This window comes from Acidovorax sp. SUPP2825 (assembly GCF_030158995.1).
Lineage (GTDB): Bacteria > Pseudomonadota > Gammaproteobacteria > Burkholderiales > Burkholderiaceae_C > Paracidovorax.
Genome location: NZ_BQXK01000006.1, coordinates 99,013 through 119,267, shown reverse-complemented (window position 1 = coordinate 119,267; position 20,255 = coordinate 99,013). Strand labels below are relative to the sequence as shown.

Genomic DNA, 20,255 nt, shown 5'->3' with positions numbered 1-20,255 from the left:
AAAAAGCCGCAGGTCAGTCGCCCATCAGGCGCCGCGACATCGCGGAGCGGATGTTCGGGTCGCGGTACGGAAGGAATTGGGCGAGCTTCGGGTAGCCGGCCTCGAACAGGGCGCGCGGCATGCGCGCGTCCTTGGCGGGGTACAGGCGCCCGCCGGCCTCGGCCACGACGGCATCGAGCCGGTCGAACAGCCGCAGCGTGCGCTCGCCGAGGTTGGGAAAGTCGAGCGCCAGCGTGACGCCCGGCTGCGGAAAGCTCAGCAGGCCCACCGATTCGCGGTCGCCGAAGGTCTTGAGCACGCCCAGGAAGCTGCCCTGGCCCGACGCGGTGATCTCGCGCAGCAGGGCGCCCACGGCATCGGGGCCGTGCGGGCGAGGCACCACGCACTGGTACTGGTAGAAGCCCCGGCGGCCGTAGATGCGGTTCCATTCCTGCAGGTTGTCCAGCGGGTAGGAGAACGGTTCGTAGTGCTGCAGCGCGCGGCCGGCGCGGCGGCGGTTCAGGTGGTAGTACGCCGCGTTGAAGGGGCGCAGGCTCAGGCGGTTGACCAGCGAGACGGGCGGCGCGAACGGCACGGTGCGCTGGCGGTCCTTCGGGGTGGGGCCGTGCTGGGATTCGGGCGCGGCGGCATTGGCGCGCAGGAAGATGCCGCGCGTGGCGCCGGCCCGGGCGCCCGAGAGGCAGTCGATCCACGAGACGGTGTGCTCCCAGCCGGCCTCGGAGGCATCGGCGAGGGCGAAGAACTCGCCCAGCGAGCCGTAGGGCAGGGTCTCGGTGTCCAGCCAGGGGCCGGGCACGCGCCGCAGCCGCAGCGTGGCCTGGGTGACCACGCCGGTCAGGCCCAGGCCGCCCACCGTGGCGGCGAACCAATCGGGGTGCAGCTGCGGGCCGCAGCGGATCGACAGCCCGTCGGTGCGCAGCAGCCGCAGTTCCTGCACGTGGTCGCCGAAGGAGCCATGCACATGGTGGTTCTTGCCGTGCACGTCGTTGGCGATGGCGCCGCCCACGGTGGCCAGCTGGGTGCCCGGGGTCACGGGCAGCATCCAGCCGCGCGGCACGAAGGTGCGCTGGATGTCGCGCAGCAGCATGCCGGCCTCGCAGGTCAGGTCGCCGGTGGCCCCGTCCCAGGCGATGAAGCGGTCCAGCCCGCGCAGCGACCAAAGCGCGCCGCCGGGGTTCAGGCACACGTCGCCGTAGCTGCGGCCCATGCCGAACGCCAGCCCGTGCTGACCGGGCTCGCGCGGCAGATGCGCCAGCGGCCGTTCGGCCAGGATGCGCAGATCGTGGTCGTCGGCGCTCAGGCGGCCCCAGGAGCGCACGGCTACCACGGCAGTCCCAGGGCGGCGGCGACCATCGCCAGGCTGAACAGCGCGCCCGCGGCCAGGCTGGCGCGATCCTTGAAGGCGAAGACCAGCGGGTCGTCATGCATCTGCCCGCGCACCGCGCGCAGCCACATCCAGCTCACCCAGAACACCATCACGGGCACGGCGGCCCAGATCATCTCCGGCGCGCGGTACATCAGCAGCACCGATTCGCTGTTGAGGTAAAGCGCCAGCACCACCACGGCCGTGTAGCCGGCGGCGATGCCCAGGTTCTGCACGATGGGTGCGTCCGAGGTGAGGTAGCCGCGCCCGTGCGCCTGCGTCTTGCCCGCGGCCTGCTGCACCATCAGCTCGGCATAGCGCTTGACGAAGGCCAGCGACAGGAAGAGAAAGCCCGAGAACGCCAGCAGCCAGAACGACAGCGGCTGCGTGATGGCGTAGGCGCCCGCCACGATGCGCAGCGTGTAGAGCACCGCCAGCGCGATGCAATCGACCAGCACCCAGCGCTTGAGCGCGAGCGAATACGCCCAGGTGATGGCGAAGTACCCCAGCAGCCAGCCGAAGAACCCCTGGCCCACCTGCCAGGCCAGCGCGAAGCTCGCCGCCGTGAGCACCGGCACCAGGGCCACGCCCTGCCAGGCGGCCAGCGCGCCCGAGGCGAAGGGCCGCAGGCGCTTGCGCGGGTGCCGGCGGTCGCTTTCCAGATCGAGCAGGTCGTTGGCCACGTAGACCGACGAGGCGCACAGGCTGAAGGCCAGGAAGGCCACCAGCAGCAGGCCCCAGGCCTCGCCGTCGGCCACGCGGTGGGCCGCCACCAGCGGCACGAACAGCAGCAGGTTCTTGAGCCACTGGTGCAGCCGCAGGGCCTTGCGCCAGGGCTTGAGGCCCGCGGGCTCGCGGGGAAAGCGCTCGGCCACGTTGCCGTGCGCCTCGGCCCGCCGGGTGACGGCGCCCGAAGCATTGACCACGATGGCCGAGCGCGCGGCCTGCCACACCGGCACGTCCGCCTGCGAGTTGCCGGCGTAGTCGAAGCCGCGCTCGCCAAAGGCCTGCACCAGCGCGGCGGCCTTGGCCCGCCCGGCGAGGTTGGTGGCGCCATCGCTGGCCATGACCTGGTCGAAGCACCCCAGGTGGGCGGCGATGGCCTGCGCCACCGAGCGGTCGGAGGCTGTGCACAGCACGGTGCGCCGCCCGGCCGCGTGCTGGTTGCGCAGCCACTGCACGAAAGGCACGTTGTAGGGCAGCGTGGCTACGTCCATCTGCACCCGCTGCCCGATCTCCTGCTTGAGCGCCGCCTTGCCCCGCGCCAGCCATACGGGCAGGGCCAGCGCGCGCCACAGCCCGTCCCGCAGCAGCTGCAGCGACGATTCGTGCAGCATGTCCGTCAGGATGAGCGTGCCGTCCAGGTCCACCACCAGGGGCGGTTCCGAGGACGGGCCCGGGGTGGGCAGGGACGAATCGAGGGGCGGGCGCAAAAGGAACCTTTGGTGGGATGGCGTGATGGGAAGGCGCGGCGTATTGGTAACGCTCTGTGCGCAATGGCAACAGGACATTGTAAAAGCCGCCATCCACGCCGCCGGCACCGCCGCCCCGGCGTTACACCCTGCCCGCACGGGTGTGGCGAAGATGCCGCAGCCCGCCCGCCACCCCCGCCGCGCTCAGCCCTGCAGCGTGTACGACACGTCCGGTTCGCGCTGCGTGGCGATGAAGCGCTCGAACCGGCGCGATTCCAGGTGGAAGATCCCGACCCGGTCGTTGTCCTGGCTCACGAAGGCCCAGGGCCGGGTGGGATGCAGGCTGACCGCGATGGGGCGCGCGTCCATGGGAATGTGGGCCTGCTCGGCGAGCGTCGCCGGGTCCACGATGGACAGGCTGCGGTCGCCGTAGTGGGACACCAGCAGCCGGCCGTCGCGGCAGCGGTAGATGCGCGTGGGGTCGTTGCGCGCGGGTGCGCTGCGCACGACCTTCATGGTGGCCGTATCGATGGCGCACAGCGTGTTGCTCCAGCGGCAGGTGACGTACAGCGTGCGCTCGTCGGCGCTGAGCGCGTTGCCTTCGGGCTTGTCGCCGGGCACGCAGGCCACCGGCGCGAACGCGGCGTCGTGCGGCCTGAACTGCGTCACCGAGTGCGTGAGCAGGTTCATCGCGTAGGCCGTCTGGCCGTCCCGGGTGAGCGCGAACAGATGGCTCTTGATGCCGCCCACCGGCACCGCGCGCCGCACGGCGGTGTCGGTCTCGGGCCGGTCCAGCACGGCCAGCTGCGCGCGGTCCTCGCTCAGCACGTAGAGGCGGCCCGACTGGTCCATCTGGATGCCGTGCAGGCGGTTGAACGGCGCCAGGTCGATGGTGCGCGCCAGCGTGCGCGTGGCCAGGTCGATCTGCAGCACGCTGGTGCCGCCCGGGCCCGGGTGCCCCGAGGTCTCCACGCCGTAGTGGCCTACGTAGGCGTACCGCTGCGCCGCGTCCACCACGAATTCGTGCGGGAACGGGGGCAGGGCGATGGTGTGCAGCCGCTCGCCGCTGGCGATGTCGTAGTGGCTGATGCAGTGGCTCGATTTCTCGATCAGCAGCAGCACCTCGCGCGGCGCGCGCCCCGCCGGGGCCTGGGCGAGGACCGTGGCCGGCCCCAGGGTGGATGCGGCCAGCGAAAGGCCGGCGGTCTTCAGAAGCTCCCGACGTTGCATGGTGGTGGTCTCCCTTGGTGTGGATCGAACAGCGCCCTGGCGGTCGCGCGGCGGGCGCATCGCCGCTTTTTTTTGCGCGCTTTCAGCGCCCCCAGCGCAGCACCAGCGGATCGAGCCGCCGCGCGATGCCGATGAGCTGGCGGCGCACCTCGGGGTGCATCGGTGGCCAGGGCGCGCGCGGCGCCTCGCAGGCGATCACGCCGCCTTCCTTCATCAGCGCCTTGGCGGCCAGGAAGCCCGCCTGGCGGTTCTCGTGGTTGATGAGCGGCAGCCAGCGCTGGTAGTGGGCGAAGGCCGCGTCCGCATCGCCCTGGCGGTGCGCCTGGAGGATGGGGCGGATGCCGTCGGCAAAGCCCGCGCCGGTCATGGCGCCGGTGGCGCCGGCCTCCAGGTCGGCCAGCAGGGTGATGGCTTCCTCGCCGTCCCACGGGCCTTCGATGGCCTCGCCGCCCAGGGCGATCAGCTCGCGCAGCTTCGTTGCGGCGCCGGCCGTCTCCATCTTGAAGTAGCACACCTGCTCGATCGTCGTCGCCATGTCGGCCAGGAAGGCGGGCGACAGCGGCGTGCCGGCCGCCGGTGCGTCCTGGACCATGATGGGAATGCCGATGGCGTCCGACACGCCCTGGTAGAAGGCGCGCACCGGCGCCTCGCCGAAGCGGAAGGTGGCGCCGTGGTAGGGCGGCATGACCATGACCATCGCCGCACCCATGTCCTGCGCGCGCCGGCTGCGCGCGGCGCAGACGGCGGTGCTGGTGTGCGTGGTGGTGACGATCACCGGCACGCGGCCGGCGACGTGTTCCAGCGCGGTGCGCGTCAGCACCTCGCGTTCGTCGTCCGACAGCAGGAACTGCTCGGAGAAGTTGGCCAGGATGCACAGGCCGTCCACGCCCGAGTCGATCATGAAGTCCAGGCAGCGCCTCTGGCTGGCCAGGTCCAGCGTGCCGTCTTCGTGGAACGGGGTGGGCGCGACGGGGAAGATGCCGCGGTAGCGGGGGGTGGAGAGGCCGGGCATGGCGTGTCCTTCGCGTCTATTCCACGATGTCGAACTGGTCGAGGTACTCGGTCTTGAGCGAAAGGCCCAGGCCCGGCACGTCGTCCTGGAGTTGCAGGAAGCCGTTCTCCGCGATGGGCTCGCCGTCGAAGAGGTACCAGAACAGCTCGTTGCCCACCTCCACGTCGAAGATGGGAAAGTACTCCGCCATGGGCGAGGCCAGCGTGCTCATGGTCAGGTGGTAGTTGTGCATCTGGCCTGCGTGCGGAATCACCGGCACGGAATGCGCTTCGCACAGCGCGTTGATCTTGTGCGCGGCGGTGATGCCGCCCACCCGGTTGGTGTCGTACTGCACCACGCTCACGGCCTTCCTGTCCAGCAGCTGCTTGAAGCCGTACAGGCCGAACTCGTGCTCGCCGCCCGAGATGGGGATGATGTTCATCGCGTTCAGTTCGGCATAGCCATCGATGTCGTCGGCGATCACGGGTTCCTCCAGCCAGCGCGGCTCGAACTTCGCGAGCTTGGGCAGCATGCGCTTGGCGTATTCGAGATTCCAGCCCATGTAGCACTCGAGCATCAGGTCGGTGTCGTAGCCGATCACCTCGCGCACCGCCGCGACCGACTTCAGGTTCTCCTGCACGCCGTGCTGCAGGTGCGCGGGGCCGTAGCCGAAACGCATCTTGAAGGCCTTGAAGCCCTGGTCGAGGAAGGTTTGCGCCTCGTCCTGCATCGCCTTCAGGTCGGTGCGGTAGAGCTTGCTGTAGTAGCAGGGGATCTTCTCCTTGGTGCGGCCGCCCAGCAGCTTGAACACAGGCTTGTTCACGCTCTTGCCCAGGATGTCCCAGATCGCCAGGTCCACCGCCGAGATGGCGGCCATGGCCACGCCCTTGCGGCCCCAGGCGTGCGTGCTGCGGTACATGCGCTGCCACAGGTATTCGTAGTCCCAGGGGTCCTGGCCGATGACCAGGGGCGCGAGGTACTCGTCGATGATGGCCTTGGCGATCTTCGGCGCCAGCGCCACGTTGCCGAGGCCCACGATGCCGTCGTCGGTCTCGATCTCCACCACCGTCCACGCATGGAAACGGAAGGTGCTCATGCTCTCGGATGGCGAATACAGCAGGTCCATGGCGTTGGAGCAGAAGTGGCCCTGCGGCGGCACGGTCTGGCCCTTCCACTGGAACACACGGGCGCGGACGGATTGGATTTTCATGGTGGTGTCTCTGAATGGTGGGAAGGGGGTCAGGCGGCGGCCAGCGCCTTGGCGCGCTGCGCGCTGCCCATGCGGCAGGCGATCTGGAAGGCCTGCCAGGTCGCCTCGGCGCTGGCCCGGCCCTGGCCGGCGATGTCGTAGGCGGTGCCGTGCGCGGGCGTGGTGATCGGGATCGGCAGGCCGCCCTGCACCGTGACCCCGCGCGAGAAGCCCAGCAGCTTGATCGCGATCTGGCCCTGGTCGTGGTACATGGTCACGATGGCCTGGTACTCGCCGGCCTGTGCCTTCAGGAAGATGGTGTCGGCCGGGAACGGGCCGTGGAAGGGCGTCGGCGTGGGCCATTCGCGCGCCTGCAGCGCCTGCACGGCGGGCGCGATGGTGTCGATCTCCTCGCGCCCGCACACGCCACCATCGCCGCCGTGCGGGTTGAAGGCGGCAATGGCCACCTTCGGTGCCGCGACGCCGCTGGCGAGCAGCGAGCGGTAGATCAGCTCGGCCGCCTGCTGGATGCGCTCCACGCTCAGGTAGCTCGCCACGTCCTTGAGCGGCACGTGCGAGGAGATGCGCGAGGTCCACAGGTCGCCCAGCGTGTTGAACTCGCAGAAGTAGCCTGTCACGCCCAGGTGCCGGGCGAAGTGGTGCAGCTCGTCCTCGTGCTGCATGCCGCCGATCTTCATGGCCTGCTTGTTCAGCGGTGCAAAGCAGATGGCGTCGATGTCGCCGGCCAGCGCCGCGTCCATGCAGCGGTCCAGCACCTGCAGCACCGAGCGGCCCCCGGCCGCCCCGGCGCGGCTGCGCTGCACGTCGGCCGGGGCCACCGTGTCCAGGGCCAGGAAGGCGGGCCGCGCGGTGCCCGCGCGGCCCCGCACATCGGCCAGCGCGCCCACGGCATCGGTCGCCACCTGCACGCCGGCGATGCGCTGGCCGTCCTCCCACAGCCAGGGATCGCCCACCAGCACGGTGTTGGCCCGCTGCGCGGTTTCGGGCCTGGCGAGCAGGCGGGCGATGAGTTCGGGGCCGATGCCGGCGGGGTCGCCGAGCGTGAGGGCCACCACGGGGCGGTCTTGCGTGTTCATGGGCGGCTTGTCCTGCTAGTCGATGCGGATGTTGTTCTTGCGGATGAGGTCGCCGTAGCGCTTGAACTCGGCGTTCTGGAAGGCGATGAACTCGGCCTGCGAGATCGGCTTGAGTTCGGCCCCGACGGCGCCCAGGCGGGTCTGCGTTTCGGGCATGGCCAGCACCTCGTTCACCGCGTCGTGCACCTTCTGCTGCACTGCCTTGGGCGTGGCGGCAGGCATGTAGATGCCGTACCAGGCGCTGATGTCCACCTGCGGCAGGCCGGCCTCGGCCATGGTGGGCACCTGCGGCAGCTGCGGGTTGCGCTGCGGCGTGGTCACGGCCAGGGCGCGCATCTTGGCGGACTTGATCTGGCCCAGCACCGAGGGCATGGTGTCGAAGCTCATCTGCACCTGGCCGCCCACCAGATCGACCAGCGCGGTGCCGCTGCCCTTGTACGGCACGTGCATCAGGTCGATGCCGGCCGCGTCCTTGAACATCTCGGCCGCGATGTGCTGCGTGCTGCCCGCGCCGCTGCTGGCGAAGTTGATGGTGCCGGGCGCTTTCTTCGCCAGGGCCACCAGCTCCTTGACCGACTGCGCGGGCAGGGCGTTGGTCACCACCAGCACGTTGGGCACCGCGCCCACGAAGGCCACCGGCACCAGGTCGCGGTTGTTGTCGTAGGCCAGCTTCAAGAGGTGCGGGGCGATGGCGTGCGCGGTGACCACGCCCATCACCATCGTGTGGCCGTCGATGGACTTGGCGGTGGCATCGGCCGCCAGCGTGTTGGAGGCCCCGGGGCGGTTTTCCACCACCGTGGGCTGCTTGAGCAGCGGGCCCAGCCGGTCGGCCACGGCACGGGCCATGGCGTCGGTGCCGCCGCCCGGGGCCGAGCCCACCAGGATGCGGACGGGCCGGGTCGGCCATTCCTGGGCGCTGGCGCCCAGGGGGATGAGGACGGCGGCGGCCAAGGCCAGGCCGGGCAGGGGGATGCGGCACCACATGGTTTGTCTCCTGTTGTATGCATGCCCATGGACCGGGCATTGAGGGGCATCCTAGGGCGCGGCCTGCGGGCCGTAAATTGAAATGAAATGATGGATTGATATCCATTGGTTATCGTTTCCGGTCGTGTCTTGATGCCGCCGGAATGGGGGCCTGCGGTTGAACGCCCCGCGCGCGGCTCACTAAACTCGGCGCTGCTCCCTCCCCACCGGACTCCCACCCTCCATGCACCGACTGCCCTGGCCCCTGCCCGCCCTCCTGGCCTGGGCCGCCGCATGGCTGGCGTACCTGGGCCTGCAGGGCCGGGTGGCGCCGGTGGCGGCGCTGATCGCGGCCTGCGCCGTGGGCACTGCGGCCAGCGTGCTCGGCACGGGCTGGTGGCGCCGCGGGCTGATCGCGGCGGGGTTTCCGCTGTCGCTGGCGCTGTCCGGCGCGGCCAGCGTGCCGGCCTGGGCCTGGCTGGTGCCGCTCGCGCTGCTGCTGCTGGTGTACCCGCTCAACGCCTGGCGCGATGCGCCCCTGTTTCCCACGCCGCACGATGCGCTGCTTGGCCTGCCCCGCGCGGTGGCGCTGCCGGCGGGCGCGCGGGTGCTGGACGCCGGCTGCGGCCTGGGCGACGGCCTGCTCGCCCTGCGCCGGGCCTACCCGCAGGCGCGGCTGGCGGGCGTGGAATGGAGCCGGCCGCTGCGACTGCTGTGCGCGCTGCGCTGCCCGTGGGCCGAGGTGCGTCGGGGCGACCTGTGGCGCGCCGACTGGAGCGGCTGCACGATGGTGTATTTGTTCCAGCGCCCTGAGAGCATGGCCCGCGCCGCGGCCAAGGCGCAGGCGGAAATGGCGCCGGGCTCCTGGCTGGTCAGCCTGGCGTTCGAGGTGCCGGGGGCCACGCCGCATGCCCGCCTGCAGCCGGACGGCGGGCATGCGGTGTGGATCTACCGCATGGGACCTGCGCCGGTGGCCAGCTGCCCGGCCGCGGCGCTATGATCCGTCGCCGCCCCTGGCAGGCCGGGCGTTCCGGCCGACGCCCTTGCTCGCGCCCTTTCGCCGCAAGGTGGCGTCTCCACCCTTTTCCCTGAGAGGTACCCTCCAATGTCCAAGAAGACCTTGCCACTGCTGGCCGCCGCCTGTGCCGCCGTCCTGCTGACGGGCTGCGAAACCACCAACATGAAGATGGGCAGCGCCGAGTCCAAGACGGTCGCCACCGGCGCGGCCGCCGGCGGTGCCACGGCCAACGAAAGCAGCGACCTGCAAAAGTGCGCTTCGCCCCTGGGCACCGTGTCGCTGGTGGAAAACCAGCAGGCCGGCTGGTACACCATCCTGCGCAACGAATACCGCCTGCCGCCCACGGCCAACCTGCTGCGCCTGCTGATCCAGCAATCGAACTGCTTCATCGTGGTGGAGCGCAGCGCCTCGGGCATGACGGCCATGGACCGCGAGCGCGCGCTCATGCAGTCCGGCGAAATGCGCGGCGGCAGTAACTTCGGCAAGGGCCAGATGGTCGCCTCCGACTACGGCCTGTCGCCCGAGATCGTGTTCTCCAACAGCGATGCCGGCGGCATCGGCGGCGTGCTGGGCGGCCTCATCGGCGGCGGTAGCGGCCGGGCCATCGGCGCCCTGGGCGGCGGGCTCAAGACGCGCGAGGCCAGCGCCATGCTGACCCTGGTGGACAACCGCTCGGGCGTGCAGATATCGGCCTCTGAAGGCAGCGCCTCCAAGAGCGATTTCGCCGGCTTCGGCAGCCTGTTCGGCGGCTCGGCCGGCGGCTCGCTGGGCGGCTACCAGAACACGGCGCAGGGCAAGGTGCTCACCGCCGCGTTCATGGACGCGTACAACCAGATGGTCGTGGCGCTGCGCAACTACAAGGCGCAAAGCGTGCAGGGCCAGGGCCTGGGCGGCGGCGGCCGCCTGGGCGTGGACGGCGGTGCCGCACCGTCGCAGACCCGTGCCGGCGTTCCCGCGCCCGCCGGGGCTCCGGCCGGCGCCCCTGCCATGTCGGTGCGCGAGGCGCAGGAGCGCCTGAACGCCCTGGGCTACAACGTGGGCACGCCCGATGGCGCTGCCGGCGCCCGCACGGCCACCGCGCTGCGCAACTTCCAAAAATCGAAGGGCCTGCCGATCACGGGCCGCGTGGACGCCGCCACGGCCGACGCGCTCTCTCGCTGAAGCCAAAAGCGCGAAGGGGACCGCCGGCCCGCGCCTGCCCGTCCCCTTTTGCGCGGCGCCGGGCCTGGCCCCGGCGCCGCCATGCCACCCCGGTCACTGCCCCCCGATGGGCGCCACCGTGTTCCACAGCGCGGTGCAGTGGGCCGCCGAATCGATGGACGATGCCAGGAGGCTGCTGGGGCCGCCCGCGGTGCTCCATTGCGAAAGCGACGAGGTCAGGCCGGCATAGGGCGTCCAGGCCGTCGGCAGCTGCGCGCCGCTGGCGGCCACCGGCGTCCATGGCGCCGGGCTGGCGGGGCTGTTCACGAAGCTCGCCCAGGCGGCGGCCATGGTCTGGGCCAGGGCCTGGTCGGCGGGCGGCGGCGGCTGGCTGCCCCGGGTGTACACCGCGTAGGCCGTTCCCAGGGTGTTGAACACGTAGGGCAGCTCGTTGCCGTGGCAGACGTTGCCGTTCTTGCCCGGTGCGCAGGCCGCGACTTCCGTGGGCGGCTTGCCGGCGCTGTAGAGGTCGATCAGCGGTGGCTGGGCGAACAGGTAGCCGAAGGCCGGCAGCGCGGGGCTCGCTTGCGCGTTGCGGGCGGCCGCCCGGTTCGCCATGGCCAGGTTGCCGCAGCGGAACGCGAAATCATTGATCACGCCGGACAGCGTCGCCGCCGTGCCGTTCATGTAGCTCGGCGCGGGCCGGGTGGGCGCGCGGTAGGGGAAGACCGCCTGGCCTTGTGCCGTGGTGCTGTAGCCCAGAATGGTCTTGGCGTCGTCCGGCCAGACCTTCGGCACCAGCTCCCCGTTGAAGACCAGGGAATTGAGCCCCACCCCCAGCTTCAGGAAGGCCAGGTCGGCGAAGACGGCGCCCTCGTCGCGGTTCACGCCGAAGACGAAGGGCTTGGGCGGCATCGAGGCCGTGGCGGACACCGCGTTGTAGCCGGCCAGCGGCTGGCCCACGATGACTTTGCCGTCCACGGTGGGCGACCAGGGCAGGCCATCGTTGACCTGGGGCGACGCCTGGGCCAGAAGCCCCACCAGCGGGCGCGTGGCGGCCTCGCGTTCGGCGGCGGTCAGGGCCTTGGGGGTGCCGGCCTTGCCCCGGGTGCCGAACAGCTGGCCCGCCTGGGCCGCGACGATCTGCGCCGGCGTGGCCTTCAGCAGGATGGGCTTCTTCGCAAGGCACCCGCCCACCTGGGTGCACAGGGCATCGCGGAACAGGCTGCCTATGCCTTGCGCCTGCGCGGGCGTGCGGTACACCGAGCCCACCGGGTTGCTCTCCATGATGGCGGCCTGAAAGCGCGTGGCGCTGTCCGGTGCCGAGAACAGGTGCAGCCCCGCCGACATGGCCCCGGCGCTCTCGCCCGCGACCGTCACCCGGGTGGCATCGCCCCCGAAGGCGCCGATGTACTTCTGCACCCAGTCCAGCGCTGCCTGCTGGTCCAGGATGCCGAAATTGCCCCGCAGCGGCCCCCCGACGGTGGGGTTTTCCACTGCGTTGTCGAGGGCCAGGAAGCCCAGCGCCCCCAGGCGGTAGTTGATGGTGACGACCACCATGTCGCCCGCCGCCGCGAGGTACGAGCCGTCGTACAGGTTGCCCACCGTGGCGCCCTTGGCGCTGTCGTACAGCGGCAGGTAGCCGCTGCCTTCCACGAACGCGCCGCCGTGGATGAAGAACAGCACCGGCCGCTGGGGCTGCGCGCCGATGGCCGACTGCGGCGTGAAGACGTTCAGGTACAGGCAGTTCTCGCTCTGCGCGCTGGTGGGAAGGTTCGGCCGCGCGGCCTGCGGGCAGAACGGGCCGGCGGCCGTCTGCGCCACGTTGCTGCCGGCCGGGACCGTCGCCGCCGGGGGCTGGAACCGCGCGGCCGTCGCGTACTGGATGCCCAGGTAGGCGTTCACCGGCAGCGGCGCCGATGCGCCCGCGGGGGTGACGGGCGTCTGCAGTCCGCACAGCGTGGGCGCCGCGGGCGCGCCGGCGATGGTGACGGTGGTGCCGCTCGCGCAGGCCGGTGCCGTGGCGGCCGCGGCCATCTTCGGGGCGCCCAGGCACAGCAGGGCAGGGGCCGCCAGCGCCAGCAGGGCGCGTCGGGCGGAAGGGGGTCGTTGCATGGAAATCTCCCTCTCTTGTTCGATGGATCGGTGTGTCGCGCCCCCCGGGCGGGGGGCGGGTCCATTCTTGGAGAAAGCACGGGCCCCGGGCCGCCGCAGCGCCTGAAGCCTTCTGAATCGTTCTGGGTGGCGGTGCCGGCCCAGGGGGGCCGTGTGCAAGGCGTTACCTGCGGTCACAGCTCCTTGGAATCCTTGGCCTGGCCTGTCATGTTTGCTATTGAAATAATAGCTACCAAGGCATGTTTCACTAGGGCGTACGGCCTGAAAGGCTTGCAGTCGATCTATACTCCCGCCCGTTGGTGCTCGCGCGGTCATTGCGACCGCGCAGTTAAACGGGAACCAGGGAGGGCGCGTCCGGCACGGACCGCGCCCCAACCTGGGCTGCCCCCGCAACGGTAAGCGAAAGAAGGCCTCGCCTTCACCCCGTGGATCGTGCCCACTGGATGCCTCGGCATCTGGGAAGGGCCCACGGGTTTTCGCCAGCCCGGAGACCGGCCGACAGGGGGTCGCGCGCCCCAAGGCACAGGCCTTGGCGCGCGCGACCCATTTCACGGAACCTGCGGGGAGGCAGGGGTCCGGGCGAATGCATTCCTGTGGTCCCCATGCAAATCTTCTCTGTGCTGGCGCGTGCGCCAGCCCCGCGGCCATGACGCCGGGCACCGTCTGGTTCGTCGGCGCCGGGCCGGGCGATCCCGAGCTCATCACCGTCAAGGGCCGCGCGCTCATCGAGCGCGCCGGCGCCATCCTGTTCGCGGGCTCGCTCGTCAACGAAGCGGCCACGCGCTGGGCCCCGCCCGGCTGCACCATCGCCGACAGCAAGGACATGACGCTGCCGCAGATGGCGGCGTGGCTCATCCTGCAGGCGCAAAAGCACGACACCGTGATCCGCCTGCAGACGGGCGACCCGGCCCTGTACGGCGCGCTGATCGAGGTGGTGCAGCCGCTGGACGCCGCGGGCGTGCCGGTGCGCGTGGTGCCGGGGGTGTCCTCGGCCATGGCCTCGGCCGCGGCGGCGGTGGAGAGCTTCACCCTGCCCGAGGTCACGCAGAGCGTGATCTTCACCCGCGTGGAGGGCCGCACGCCCATGCCGCCGGGCGAGTCGCTGGCCGAGCTGGGCCGCCACCACTGCACGCTGTGCATCTTTCTGTCGATCACGCTGCTGCACAAGGTGCAGGCCGGGCTGCGCGAGGCCGGCTGGGCCGACGACGCGCCCCTGCTCGTGGTGCACAAGGCGAGCTGGCCGGGCGAGGAGCTGATCGTGCGCGGTACGCTGGCCGACATCCGCGACCGCTGCCGCGAGGCCCAGGTGGTGAGCCAGGCCATGGTGATCGCCAGCCCCACGCTGGGCGCCCGGCAGTGGACGGAGCTGGCCAAGTCCAAGCTGTACGACCCCACCTTCACGCACCGCTTCCGCCGGGCGAGCGAGCCCGCCCGCCCCACCCAAACCCCCTTGGAGCGTGCCCCATGAACACCACCATCCTGCTGATCGGCCATGGCTCGCGCGAGCCCGAGGGCAACGACGAGATCCACGCCTTCGTGGCGCAGTGGCGCGCGCGCCAGCCGGCCTGGCGCATCGAGGTGTGCTTCATCGAGTTCGCGCCGCCCGGCCTGCACGACGGCCTGCTGCAGGCCGCGCAGGGCAGCCAGCGCGTGCTGGTGCTGCCGCTCATCCTCAACGCGGCGGGCCACGTGAAGATGGAGATCCCCGAGGCCATAGAGCATGCGCGCGCACACTGCCCGGGCGTGGCGTTTCTCTACGGCCCGCACCTCACGGCGTGCGAGCCCATCCTGGCCATCCTGCAGCGCCAGCTGCGCCAGTGCATGAACGCGCTGGACATGCCCGACCCCACCACCACCGGCGTGGTGCTGCTGGGCCGGGGATCGTCCGACCGGCAGGCCAACGGCGACGTCGCCAAGATGGCGCGCTGGCTGCAGGAAGACGGCCACCATGAACTGGTCGAGATCGCCTTCACCGGCATCACCTGGCCGCGCCTGGAGCGCGTGGTGCAGCGCCAGGTGCTGCTGGGCATGAAGCAGATCGTGGTGCTGCCGTACTACCTGTACACCGGCACGCTGATGCAGCGCATCGGCCGGCAGGTGGCGCACCTGCGCGCGCAGTACCCGCAGGTGCGCTTCGCGCAGTCGCCGCACTTCGGCCTGGAGCGCGAGATCTTCGAGTTGCTGGAGGGCCGCGTGGCCGACCTGCTGGAGGGCACCCCGGGCAGCCTGCTGCCCTGCGACGGCTGCAAGTACCGCGAGATCGCGCACGACCTGGGGCACGGCCACAGCCACGAACACACGCACGCCCCGGCGGGCGCGCCCGCGCCGACCCCCGAGGCGGCGGTGGCCCTCTCCGCGGGCGGGGCGCCGGTACCCCGGCACGCGCACGCCCCGCACGGGGCCGACCACGCCCATGGCGCGGCGCACCCGCACCCGCACCCGCACCCGCACCCGCACGAGACCGCCGCCGCATGAGCACCGTCAACACCGTCACCGAGCAGCTCACGCGCGCCGGCCAGGCCATCGAGCACGACAGTTTCGCCATCATCGACGCCGAGGCCGGCCCGCACCCCTACACCGCGGCGCAGTGGCCCATCGTGCGCCGCATGATCCACGCCAACGCCGACTTCGAGTTCAACGGCCTGACCGACTTCCACCCGAAGGCGGTGGAGGCCGGCATCGCCGCCCTGCTGCGCGGCGGCGCGCCCGTGGTGGCCGACGTGGAGATGATCTGCTCGGGCCTGTCGCAGCCGCGCCTGGCCCACTTCGGCATGCGCACGCACCAGTTCATCAGCGACGCCGACGTGATCGCCCAGGCCCAGGCCGAGGACACCACGCGTGCCGTGCAGGCCATGCGCAAGGCGCACCGGCACGGGCTGCTGCAGGGGGCCGTCGTCGGCATCGGCAACGCCCCCACGGCGCTCATCGAGCTGGTGCGGCTGATCCGCGAGGAGGGCGTGCGCCCCGCGCTCGTCGTGGGCATGCCGGTGGGTTTCGTCTCCGCCGCCGAATCCAAGGACCTGATGGCCGGCGTGGACGCGGTGCCGTGGATCGTCATCCGCGGCCGCAAGGGCGGCTCCACGCTGGTGGTGGCCGCGCTGCACGCGCTGCTGGCGCTGGCCGAGGCCCGCCAGAAGGCCGCGATGCCGGGGGCGCCGTCGCCATGATGGAAAAGACCGTGCGCCGCGGCACGCGCACCGGCTTCACCACCGGGGCGTGCTCGGCCGCCGCCGCGCGCGCCGCGGTGCTGGGGCTGGTGCACGGCTGCGTGCCCGAGGCGGTGGACTGCCTGCTGCCCAACGGCGACGTGGTGCGCTTCGCCGTGAACGACGGCCGCTGCGACGGCCAGGCCGCGCATGCCATGGTCATCAAGGACGCGGGCGACGACCCCGACTGCACCGACAAGGCCCACCTGACCGCCGACGTGCGCGTGCTGCCCGGCGACGCCGGCGCGGTGCGGCTGGCGGGCGGCTTCGGCGTGGGCACCGTCACCATGGCCGGCCTGGGCCTGGCGGTGGGCGGCCCGGCCATCAACCCGGTGCCGCGCCAAAACATCGAAGAGAACGTGCGCGCCGTGGGCGAGGCGCTGCTCGCCCATGCGGGGCTGGAGGTCACCATCTCCGTGCCGCAGGGCGTGGACATGGCGAAGAAGACGCTCAACGCGCGCCTGGGCATCCTGGGCGGCATCTCCATCCTCGGCACCACCGGCATCGTGAAGCCCTATTCCACCTCGGCCTACCGCGCGAGCGTGGTGCAGGGCGTGCAGGTGGCGGCCACGCTGGGCCACGGCGTGGTGGTGCTCACCACCGGCGGGCGCACCGAGCAGTTCGCCATGAAGGAGCGCGCGCAGCTGCCCGCCGCCTGCTTCGTGCAGATGGGCGACTTCCTGCGCTACGCGCTCGACGAGGCCGTGGCCCAGGGGCTGCGCGAGGTCGTCATCGGCGGCATGGTGGGAAAGCTCACCAAGATCGCCCAGGGCGAGACCATCACCCACGCCAACCGCGCCGAGGTCGACACGCAACTGCTGGCCGAACTCGCCGCCGGCATCGGCGCGCCGGCCGACGTGTGCGCCGAGATCGCCGCCGCCGAGACCGCGCGCTTCGCCGCCGAGCGCATGGAAGCGCTGGGCCTGGCCGCACCCTTTCACGCCGCGCTGGCCCGCGCGGTGGTGGACACCCTCATGGCCCCCGACCGCTACGGGGGCCGCTTCCAGCTCCAGGTGCTCGTCTGCGACTTCGACGGCCGCAAGATGGCCGAGGCCTGCTCCGCATGAACGCCCCCGACACCGTGACCGCCTTGACCACTGCCCCGACCGCCATGCCCGACCCCCAACCCTGCCGCATCATCGGCGTGCTCGACGACGGCGCGGCCAGCCTGGGCGCCACCGCACTGGCCCTGCTGCGCCGCGCCGACCTGGTGGTGGGCGGCACGCGCGCGCTCGCGCTGTTCGAGGACGACATCGCTCCCGGCGCCACGCGGCGCGACCTCACGGGGCAGCTCTCCGCCGTGCCCGGCTGGATCGCCGCCGCGCGCGAGGCGCAGCAGGCCAGCGTGGTGCTGGCCACGGGCGACCCGCTGTGCCACGGCATCGCCAGCTACCTGGCCTCGCGCCTGTGCATCGAGGCCATCGAGGTGATTCCCAACGTCTCCACGCTGCAGCTGGCCTGCGCCCGCCTGGGGCTGGCCTGGCAGGACGCGCGCATCGTCTCGGTGCATGCCAGGGATGCGGGCGAGTGGCAGCAGGGCGCGGCGCCGTCGCACGGCCTGTATGCGCTGGCGCAGGCCGTGCGCGCGCACGACCGGCTGGCGGTGCTCACCAGCCCCGACAACACGCCTGCGCGCATCGCCCGCCTGCTGGTGGCCGAGGGCCTGCAGGACGACTTCCAGCTCAGCGTGGCCGAGCGCCTGTGCACGGCCGACGAGCGCGTATGCGCCGACCTGGCGCCGGCCGACGCGGCGCAGCAGGCCTTCGCCGATCCCAACGTGGTGCTGCTGGTGCGCACGCGCCAGCGGCCCGCGCCGGTGCGCTTCGGCCTGCCCGATGCGGCCTACCACCAGCGCCAACCGGACAAGGGCCTCATCACCAAGCAGGAGGTGCGTGCCGTGTCGCTGGCGCGCCTGCAGCTGCGCGCCGACAGCCGGGTGTGGGACATCGGCGCGGGCAGCGGCTCGGTGGGGCTGGAGGCCGCGCGCCTGTGCCCCCAGGGCCATGTGTGGGCCATCGAGAAGAACGAGGCCGATGCGGCCATCGCGCGGCAGAACGTGCAGGCCTTCGGCGTGTCCAACCACACGCTGGTGCACGGCAAGGCGCCCGAGGGGCTGGATGCGTGGCCTGACCCGGACGCCGTCTTCATCGGCGGCTCGGGTGGCGAACTGGCCGAGCTGATCGCGCTGTGCCTGAAACGCCTGCGCCCGGGCGGCTGGCTGGTGATGAACTTCGTCACGCTGGAGAACCTGGCCGCCGCCACGCAGGCCCTGCAGGCCGCGGGCGCCGCGTGGGACGTGCTGCAGCTGCAGGCCGCGCGCAGCAAGCCCATCCTGCACATGCACCGCATGGCCGCCGAGAACCCGGTGTGGATCGTCTGCGCGCAGGCCGTGGGCACAGAGGCCCCGGCAGCGGCGGTGGTGGAGGAGGGCGCATGACCGATACGACCCCGTCCAGCGCCGCCCTGGGCCGCCTCATCGGCGTGTCGCTTGGCCCCGGCGACCCCGGCCTCATCACCCGCGCCGCCTGGGCGCAGCTGCAGCGCAGCGATGCCGTGTGGACCTACCCGGCCCGCAGCACCAAGACGCCCAGCTACGCCTTCGACATCGTGCAGCGCGCGGGATTGACACCGCCCGCCGTGCACCAGACGCTGCTTTTCCCGATGACGCACGACGGCGACAAGCTCGCCCGTGCCTGGGCGCGCGCCGCCGCCGCCGTGCTGCCCTGGCTGCAGGCCGGGCAGGACGTGCTGTTCCTGGTGGAGGGCGATGCCAGCACCTATGCCACCTTCGGTCACCTGGCGCGCACCGTGCGGGCGCTGGATGCGCGCATCGAGGTGCCGGTGATCGCGGGCGTGAACGCTTTCACCGCCGCCTGCGCCGCGCGCGGCATGCCGCTGGCCGAGCAGGACGACACCGTCGCCATCGTGCCCGCCGCCTACGGCGTGGGCGCGGTGGACCGCCTGCTGCCCGACTTCGACACCCTGGTGCTCATGAAGGTCAAGCCGCTCATGGACGAGTTGATCGACTGGCTCGTGCGGCGCGGGCTGCTGCCGCACACGCAGTTCATCGAGCGCGTGGGCGCGCCCGACGAGCGCTGCGTGAACGGCCCGGACCTGCCGGCCCTGCGCGGCACCAAGGTCAGCTACCTCTCGCTCATGGTGGTCAAGAACCCGCACCGCATCCGCGGCGAGCGCATCAAGGGCTGCCTCAAGAAAACTTCGCCCACCGACGTGGGCGCCTTCGTATCCGAACCGGAGCTTGCCGAATGACTTCCCCCGCCGCCACCCCCGCCGTGGTGCTCTCCGCGCCCGCGCAGCCGCTGGAGGCCGTGCGCGTGTGCCTCGTCGCCATCACTCGCCACGGCGCCGCGCAGGCCGCGCAGTTGGCCCGCGACGTGCCGCAGGCCCATGTGTGCACCGCGGCCAAGTTCGCCAGCGCGTTCGAGGGCCTGCCCAACACCCTGCGGGCCTACGAAGGCGCGCTGCGCGACGAGATCGCGCCGCTCTTCGCCGCCTACGACCAGCTGGTGTTCTTCGTCTCGCTCGGCGCCGTGGTGCGGCTCATCGCGCCGGTGCTGAAATCCAAGGACGAGGACCCCGGCGTGACGGTGGTGGACGACGCGGGCCAGTTCGTGATCCCCGTGCTGTCGGGCCATGTGGGCGGCGCCAACGACTGGAGCGAGCGCATCGCCGCGCTGATCGGCGCCACGCCCGTGCTCACCACCGCGTCGGACGTGGGCAAGACCATTCCCGTGGACATCCTCGGGCGCCACCTGGGCTGGCGCGTGGAGGCGCCCAAGATCAACATCACGCGCGTGTCGGCCCACGTCGTCAACGGCGAGCCCATCGCCGTGGTGCAGGAGGCCGGCCGCCGCGACTGGTGGAACCGCGCGACGCCGCTGCCCGCCAACATCGCCTGCTTCGACCGCCTGGGCGATGTCGATCTGGCGCACTACCGGGCCGTGCTGTGGGTCACGCATGCGCCGGTGCCGCCCGAGCAGTGGCAGGCCCTGCAAGAGCGCCTGGTGGTCTACCGCCCGCCGCTGGAGGGCGCTGCGGCATGACGGCGGCACCCGGCACCGGTGGGCTGCGGCTGGCCATCGGCCTGGGCTGCGACCGCGGCACGCCCGAGGCCACGGTGCAGGCCTGCCTGCTGCAAGCCCTGGCGCAGGTGCCCGCCGACCTGCGCCACGTGGCTGCCGCCGCCAGCATCGCCGCCAAGGCCGACGAGGCCGCCTTTCTGGCATTGGCGGCGCGCCACGGCTGGCCGCTGCAGTGGTACACCGCCGCGCAACTGGCGGCCGTGCCCGTGCCCAATCCCTCGGCCACGGTGCTGCGCTACATGGGCACCCCGTCGGTCAGCGAGGCCGCGGCGCTGCTGGCGGCCGGTGCCGCGCACGACGCATCCGCCCTGCTGGTGGAAAAGCACCGGCTGCGCGGCGCGGACGGCCGCAATGCCACCGTGTCGATCGCGCGCATGGCGCACGCGGCCGGCTGATCCCTTCGTTCCGATCTTTCCCCTTCTTCACCC

At 71.8% G+C, this 20,255-nt stretch carries 18 protein-coding genes and 1 riboswitch; of the genes, 10 read left to right on the top strand and 8 right to left on the bottom strand.

All coding sequences use genetic code 11. The features are described 5' to 3' along the window. Positions 1–13 precede the first annotated feature (13 nt). From AVAK2825_RS09700 to AVAK2825_RS09670, 7 genes are all read right to left on the bottom strand, one after another. Entirely contained in the window at positions 14–1,327 is a 1,314-nt protein-coding gene (locus tag AVAK2825_RS09700; protein WP_284397213.1) for an FAD-binding oxidoreductase, read from the bottom strand. After that, on the bottom strand, positions 1,321–2,796 hold the full coding sequence (locus AVAK2825_RS09695; RefSeq protein WP_284397210.1) for a UbiA family prenyltransferase: 1,476 nt from the start codon (positions 2,794–2,796) through the stop codon (positions 1,321–1,323). Before AVAK2825_RS09695 ends, AVAK2825_RS09700 begins: the two co-directional genes overlap by 7 nt. A gap of 183 nt (positions 2,797–2,979) precedes the next feature. After that, positions 2,980–4,005: a YncE family protein gene (locus AVAK2825_RS09690; RefSeq protein WP_284397207.1), complete on the bottom strand. Its 1,026-nt coding sequence runs from the start codon at positions 4,003–4,005 to the stop codon at positions 2,980–2,982. 82 nt (positions 4,006–4,087) lie between these two features. After that, positions 4,088–5,017 carry a dihydrodipicolinate synthase family protein gene (locus AVAK2825_RS09685; protein ID WP_284397204.1) on the bottom strand — a complete coding sequence of 310 codons (930 nt, stop codon included), beginning with the start codon at positions 5,015–5,017 and terminating at the stop codon, positions 4,088–4,090. 16 nt (positions 5,018–5,033) lie between these two features. Further along, a complete protein-coding gene (locus tag AVAK2825_RS09680; RefSeq protein ID WP_284397201.1) occupies positions 5,034–6,206 on the bottom strand; it encodes an L-rhamnonate dehydratase in 1,173 nt (390 codons plus the stop codon). Between the two features lie 29 nt (positions 6,207–6,235). Then, positions 6,236–7,282 (bottom strand): 4-hydroxythreonine-4-phosphate dehydrogenase PdxA, encoded by a 1,047-nt coding sequence (locus tag AVAK2825_RS09675; protein WP_284397199.1) that lies wholly within the window; start codon positions 7,280–7,282, stop codon positions 6,236–6,238. A gap of 15 nt (positions 7,283–7,297) precedes the next feature. Beyond that, positions 7,298–8,266, bottom strand: a complete 969-nt coding sequence (locus AVAK2825_RS09670; protein ID WP_284397194.1) for a Bug family tripartite tricarboxylate transporter substrate binding protein — start codon at positions 8,264–8,266, stop codon at positions 7,298–7,300. A gap of 223 nt (positions 8,267–8,489) precedes the next feature. On the opposite strand from AVAK2825_RS09670, the gene AVAK2825_RS09665 reads away from it, so the two are divergent. Both AVAK2825_RS09665 and AVAK2825_RS09660 read left to right on the top strand, forming a co-directional pair. After that, entirely contained in the window at positions 8,490–9,245 is a 756-nt protein-coding gene (locus AVAK2825_RS09665; RefSeq protein ID WP_284397191.1) for a class I SAM-dependent methyltransferase, read from the top strand. A 105-nt stretch (positions 9,246–9,350) separates the two neighbouring features. Continuing rightward, the gene (locus AVAK2825_RS09660) at positions 9,351–10,424 is read left to right on the top strand and encodes a peptidoglycan-binding domain-containing protein (protein ID WP_284397188.1); all 1,074 of its coding nucleotides are present in this window, start codon (positions 9,351–9,353) and stop codon (positions 10,422–10,424) included. Positions 10,425–10,517: 93 nt separating this feature from the next. Here AVAK2825_RS09660 and AVAK2825_RS09655 read toward each other — a convergent pair whose 3' ends face one another. After that, on the bottom strand, positions 10,518–12,518 hold the full coding sequence (locus tag AVAK2825_RS09655; RefSeq protein ID WP_284397183.1) for a carboxylesterase family protein: 2,001 nt from the start codon (positions 12,516–12,518) through the stop codon (positions 10,518–10,520). 280 nt (positions 12,519–12,798) lie between these two features. Continuing rightward, positions 12,799–13,032, top strand: a riboswitch (cobalamin riboswitch). Positions 13,033–13,164: 132 nt separating this feature from the next. Between AVAK2825_RS09655 and cobM the strand changes: the two genes are divergently transcribed. From cobM to AVAK2825_RS09615, 8 genes are read left to right on the top strand one after another with little or no spacing between them, the layout of a single operon-like run. Continuing rightward, positions 13,165–13,986, top strand: coding sequence for a precorrin-4 C(11)-methyltransferase (cobM, locus tag AVAK2825_RS09650; RefSeq protein ID WP_284397180.1), 822 nt, complete (start codon positions 13,165–13,167; stop codon positions 13,984–13,986). Beyond that, entirely contained in the window at positions 13,983–14,993 is a 1,011-nt protein-coding gene (locus AVAK2825_RS09645; RefSeq protein WP_284397177.1) for a sirohydrochlorin chelatase, read from the top strand. Before cobM ends, AVAK2825_RS09645 begins: the two co-directional genes overlap by 4 nt. Next, the gene (locus tag AVAK2825_RS09640; protein WP_272566252.1) at positions 14,990–15,685 is read left to right on the top strand and encodes a precorrin-8X methylmutase; all 696 of its coding nucleotides are present in this window, start codon (positions 14,990–14,992) and stop codon (positions 15,683–15,685) included. Before AVAK2825_RS09645 ends, AVAK2825_RS09640 begins: the two co-directional genes overlap by 4 nt. After that, positions 15,682–16,791: a cobalt-precorrin-5B (C(1))-methyltransferase gene (locus tag AVAK2825_RS09635; protein ID WP_284397174.1), complete on the top strand. Its 1,110-nt coding sequence runs from the start codon at positions 15,682–15,684 to the stop codon at positions 16,789–16,791. Before AVAK2825_RS09640 ends, AVAK2825_RS09635 begins: the two co-directional genes overlap by 4 nt. After that, positions 16,788–18,161, top strand: a complete 1,374-nt coding sequence (gene cbiE, locus AVAK2825_RS09630; RefSeq protein ID WP_284397171.1) for a precorrin-6y C5,15-methyltransferase (decarboxylating) subunit CbiE — start codon at positions 16,788–16,790, stop codon at positions 18,159–18,161. The genes AVAK2825_RS09635 and cbiE overlap by 4 nt, the downstream gene beginning before the upstream one ends. Continuing rightward, the gene (gene cobI / locus AVAK2825_RS09625; protein ID WP_284397169.1) at positions 18,158–18,994 is read left to right on the top strand and encodes a precorrin-2 C(20)-methyltransferase; all 837 of its coding nucleotides are present in this window, start codon (positions 18,158–18,160) and stop codon (positions 18,992–18,994) included. The genes cbiE and cobI overlap by 4 nt, the downstream gene beginning before the upstream one ends. Continuing rightward, complete coding sequence (locus AVAK2825_RS09620; RefSeq protein WP_284397167.1) at positions 18,991–19,788, top strand: cobalamin biosynthesis central domain-containing protein; 798 nt, start codon at positions 18,991–18,993, stop codon at positions 19,786–19,788. Before cobI ends, AVAK2825_RS09620 begins: the two co-directional genes overlap by 4 nt. Continuing rightward, positions 19,785–20,222 (top strand): cobalamin biosynthesis protein, encoded by a 438-nt coding sequence (locus AVAK2825_RS09615; RefSeq protein ID WP_284397164.1) that lies wholly within the window; start codon positions 19,785–19,787, stop codon positions 20,220–20,222. Before AVAK2825_RS09620 ends, AVAK2825_RS09615 begins: the two co-directional genes overlap by 4 nt. The last annotated feature ends 33 nt before the right edge of the window (positions 20,223–20,255 follow it).

What these genes read in the sequence shown, in the direction of transcription:
- AVAK2825_RS09690 (WP_284397207.1), bottom strand. Translation starts at nt 4,005, where the DNA reads ATGCAACGTCGGGAGCTTCTGAAGACCGCCGGCCTTTCGCTGGCCGCA.
- AVAK2825_RS09685 (WP_284397204.1), bottom strand. Translation starts at nt 5,017, where the DNA reads ATGCCCGGCCTCTCCACCCCCCGCTACCGCGGCATCTTCCCCGTCGCG.
- AVAK2825_RS09670 (WP_284397194.1), bottom strand. Translation starts at nt 8,266, where the DNA reads ATGTGGTGCCGCATCCCCCTGCCCGGCCTGGCCTTGGCCGCCGCCGTC.
- cbiE (WP_284397171.1), top strand. Translation starts at nt 16,788, where the DNA reads ATGAACGCCCCCGACACCGTGACCGCCTTGACCACTGCCCCGACCGCC.
- AVAK2825_RS09645 (WP_284397177.1), top strand. Translation starts at nt 13,983, where the DNA reads ATGAACACCACCATCCTGCTGATCGGCCATGGCTCGCGCGAGCCCGAG.
- cobI (WP_284397169.1), top strand. Translation starts at nt 18,158, where the DNA reads ATGACCGATACGACCCCGTCCAGCGCCGCCCTGGGCCGCCTCATCGGC.
- AVAK2825_RS09675 (WP_284397199.1), bottom strand. Translation starts at nt 7,282, where the DNA reads ATGAACACGCAAGACCGCCCCGTGGTGGCCCTCACGCTCGGCGACCCC.
- AVAK2825_RS09620 (WP_284397167.1), top strand. Translation starts at nt 18,991, where the DNA reads ATGACTTCCCCCGCCGCCACCCCCGCCGTGGTGCTCTCCGCGCCCGCG.
- AVAK2825_RS09665 (WP_284397191.1), top strand. Translation starts at nt 8,490, where the DNA reads ATGCACCGACTGCCCTGGCCCCTGCCCGCCCTCCTGGCCTGGGCCGCC.
- AVAK2825_RS09640 (WP_272566252.1), top strand. Translation starts at nt 14,990, where the DNA reads ATGAGCACCGTCAACACCGTCACCGAGCAGCTCACGCGCGCCGGCCAG.
- cobM (WP_284397180.1), top strand. Translation starts at nt 13,165, where the DNA reads ATGACGCCGGGCACCGTCTGGTTCGTCGGCGCCGGGCCGGGCGATCCC.
- AVAK2825_RS09635 (WP_284397174.1), top strand. Translation starts at nt 15,682, where the DNA reads ATGATGGAAAAGACCGTGCGCCGCGGCACGCGCACCGGCTTCACCACC.
- AVAK2825_RS09615 (WP_284397164.1), top strand. Translation starts at nt 19,785, where the DNA reads ATGACGGCGGCACCCGGCACCGGTGGGCTGCGGCTGGCCATCGGCCTG.
- AVAK2825_RS09680 (WP_284397201.1), bottom strand. Translation starts at nt 6,206, where the DNA reads ATGAAAATCCAATCCGTCCGCGCCCGTGTGTTCCAGTGGAAGGGCCAG.
- AVAK2825_RS09655 (WP_284397183.1), bottom strand. Translation starts at nt 12,518, where the DNA reads ATGCAACGACCCCCTTCCGCCCGACGCGCCCTGCTGGCGCTGGCGGCC.
- AVAK2825_RS09660 (WP_284397188.1), top strand. Translation starts at nt 9,351, where the DNA reads ATGTCCAAGAAGACCTTGCCACTGCTGGCCGCCGCCTGTGCCGCCGTC.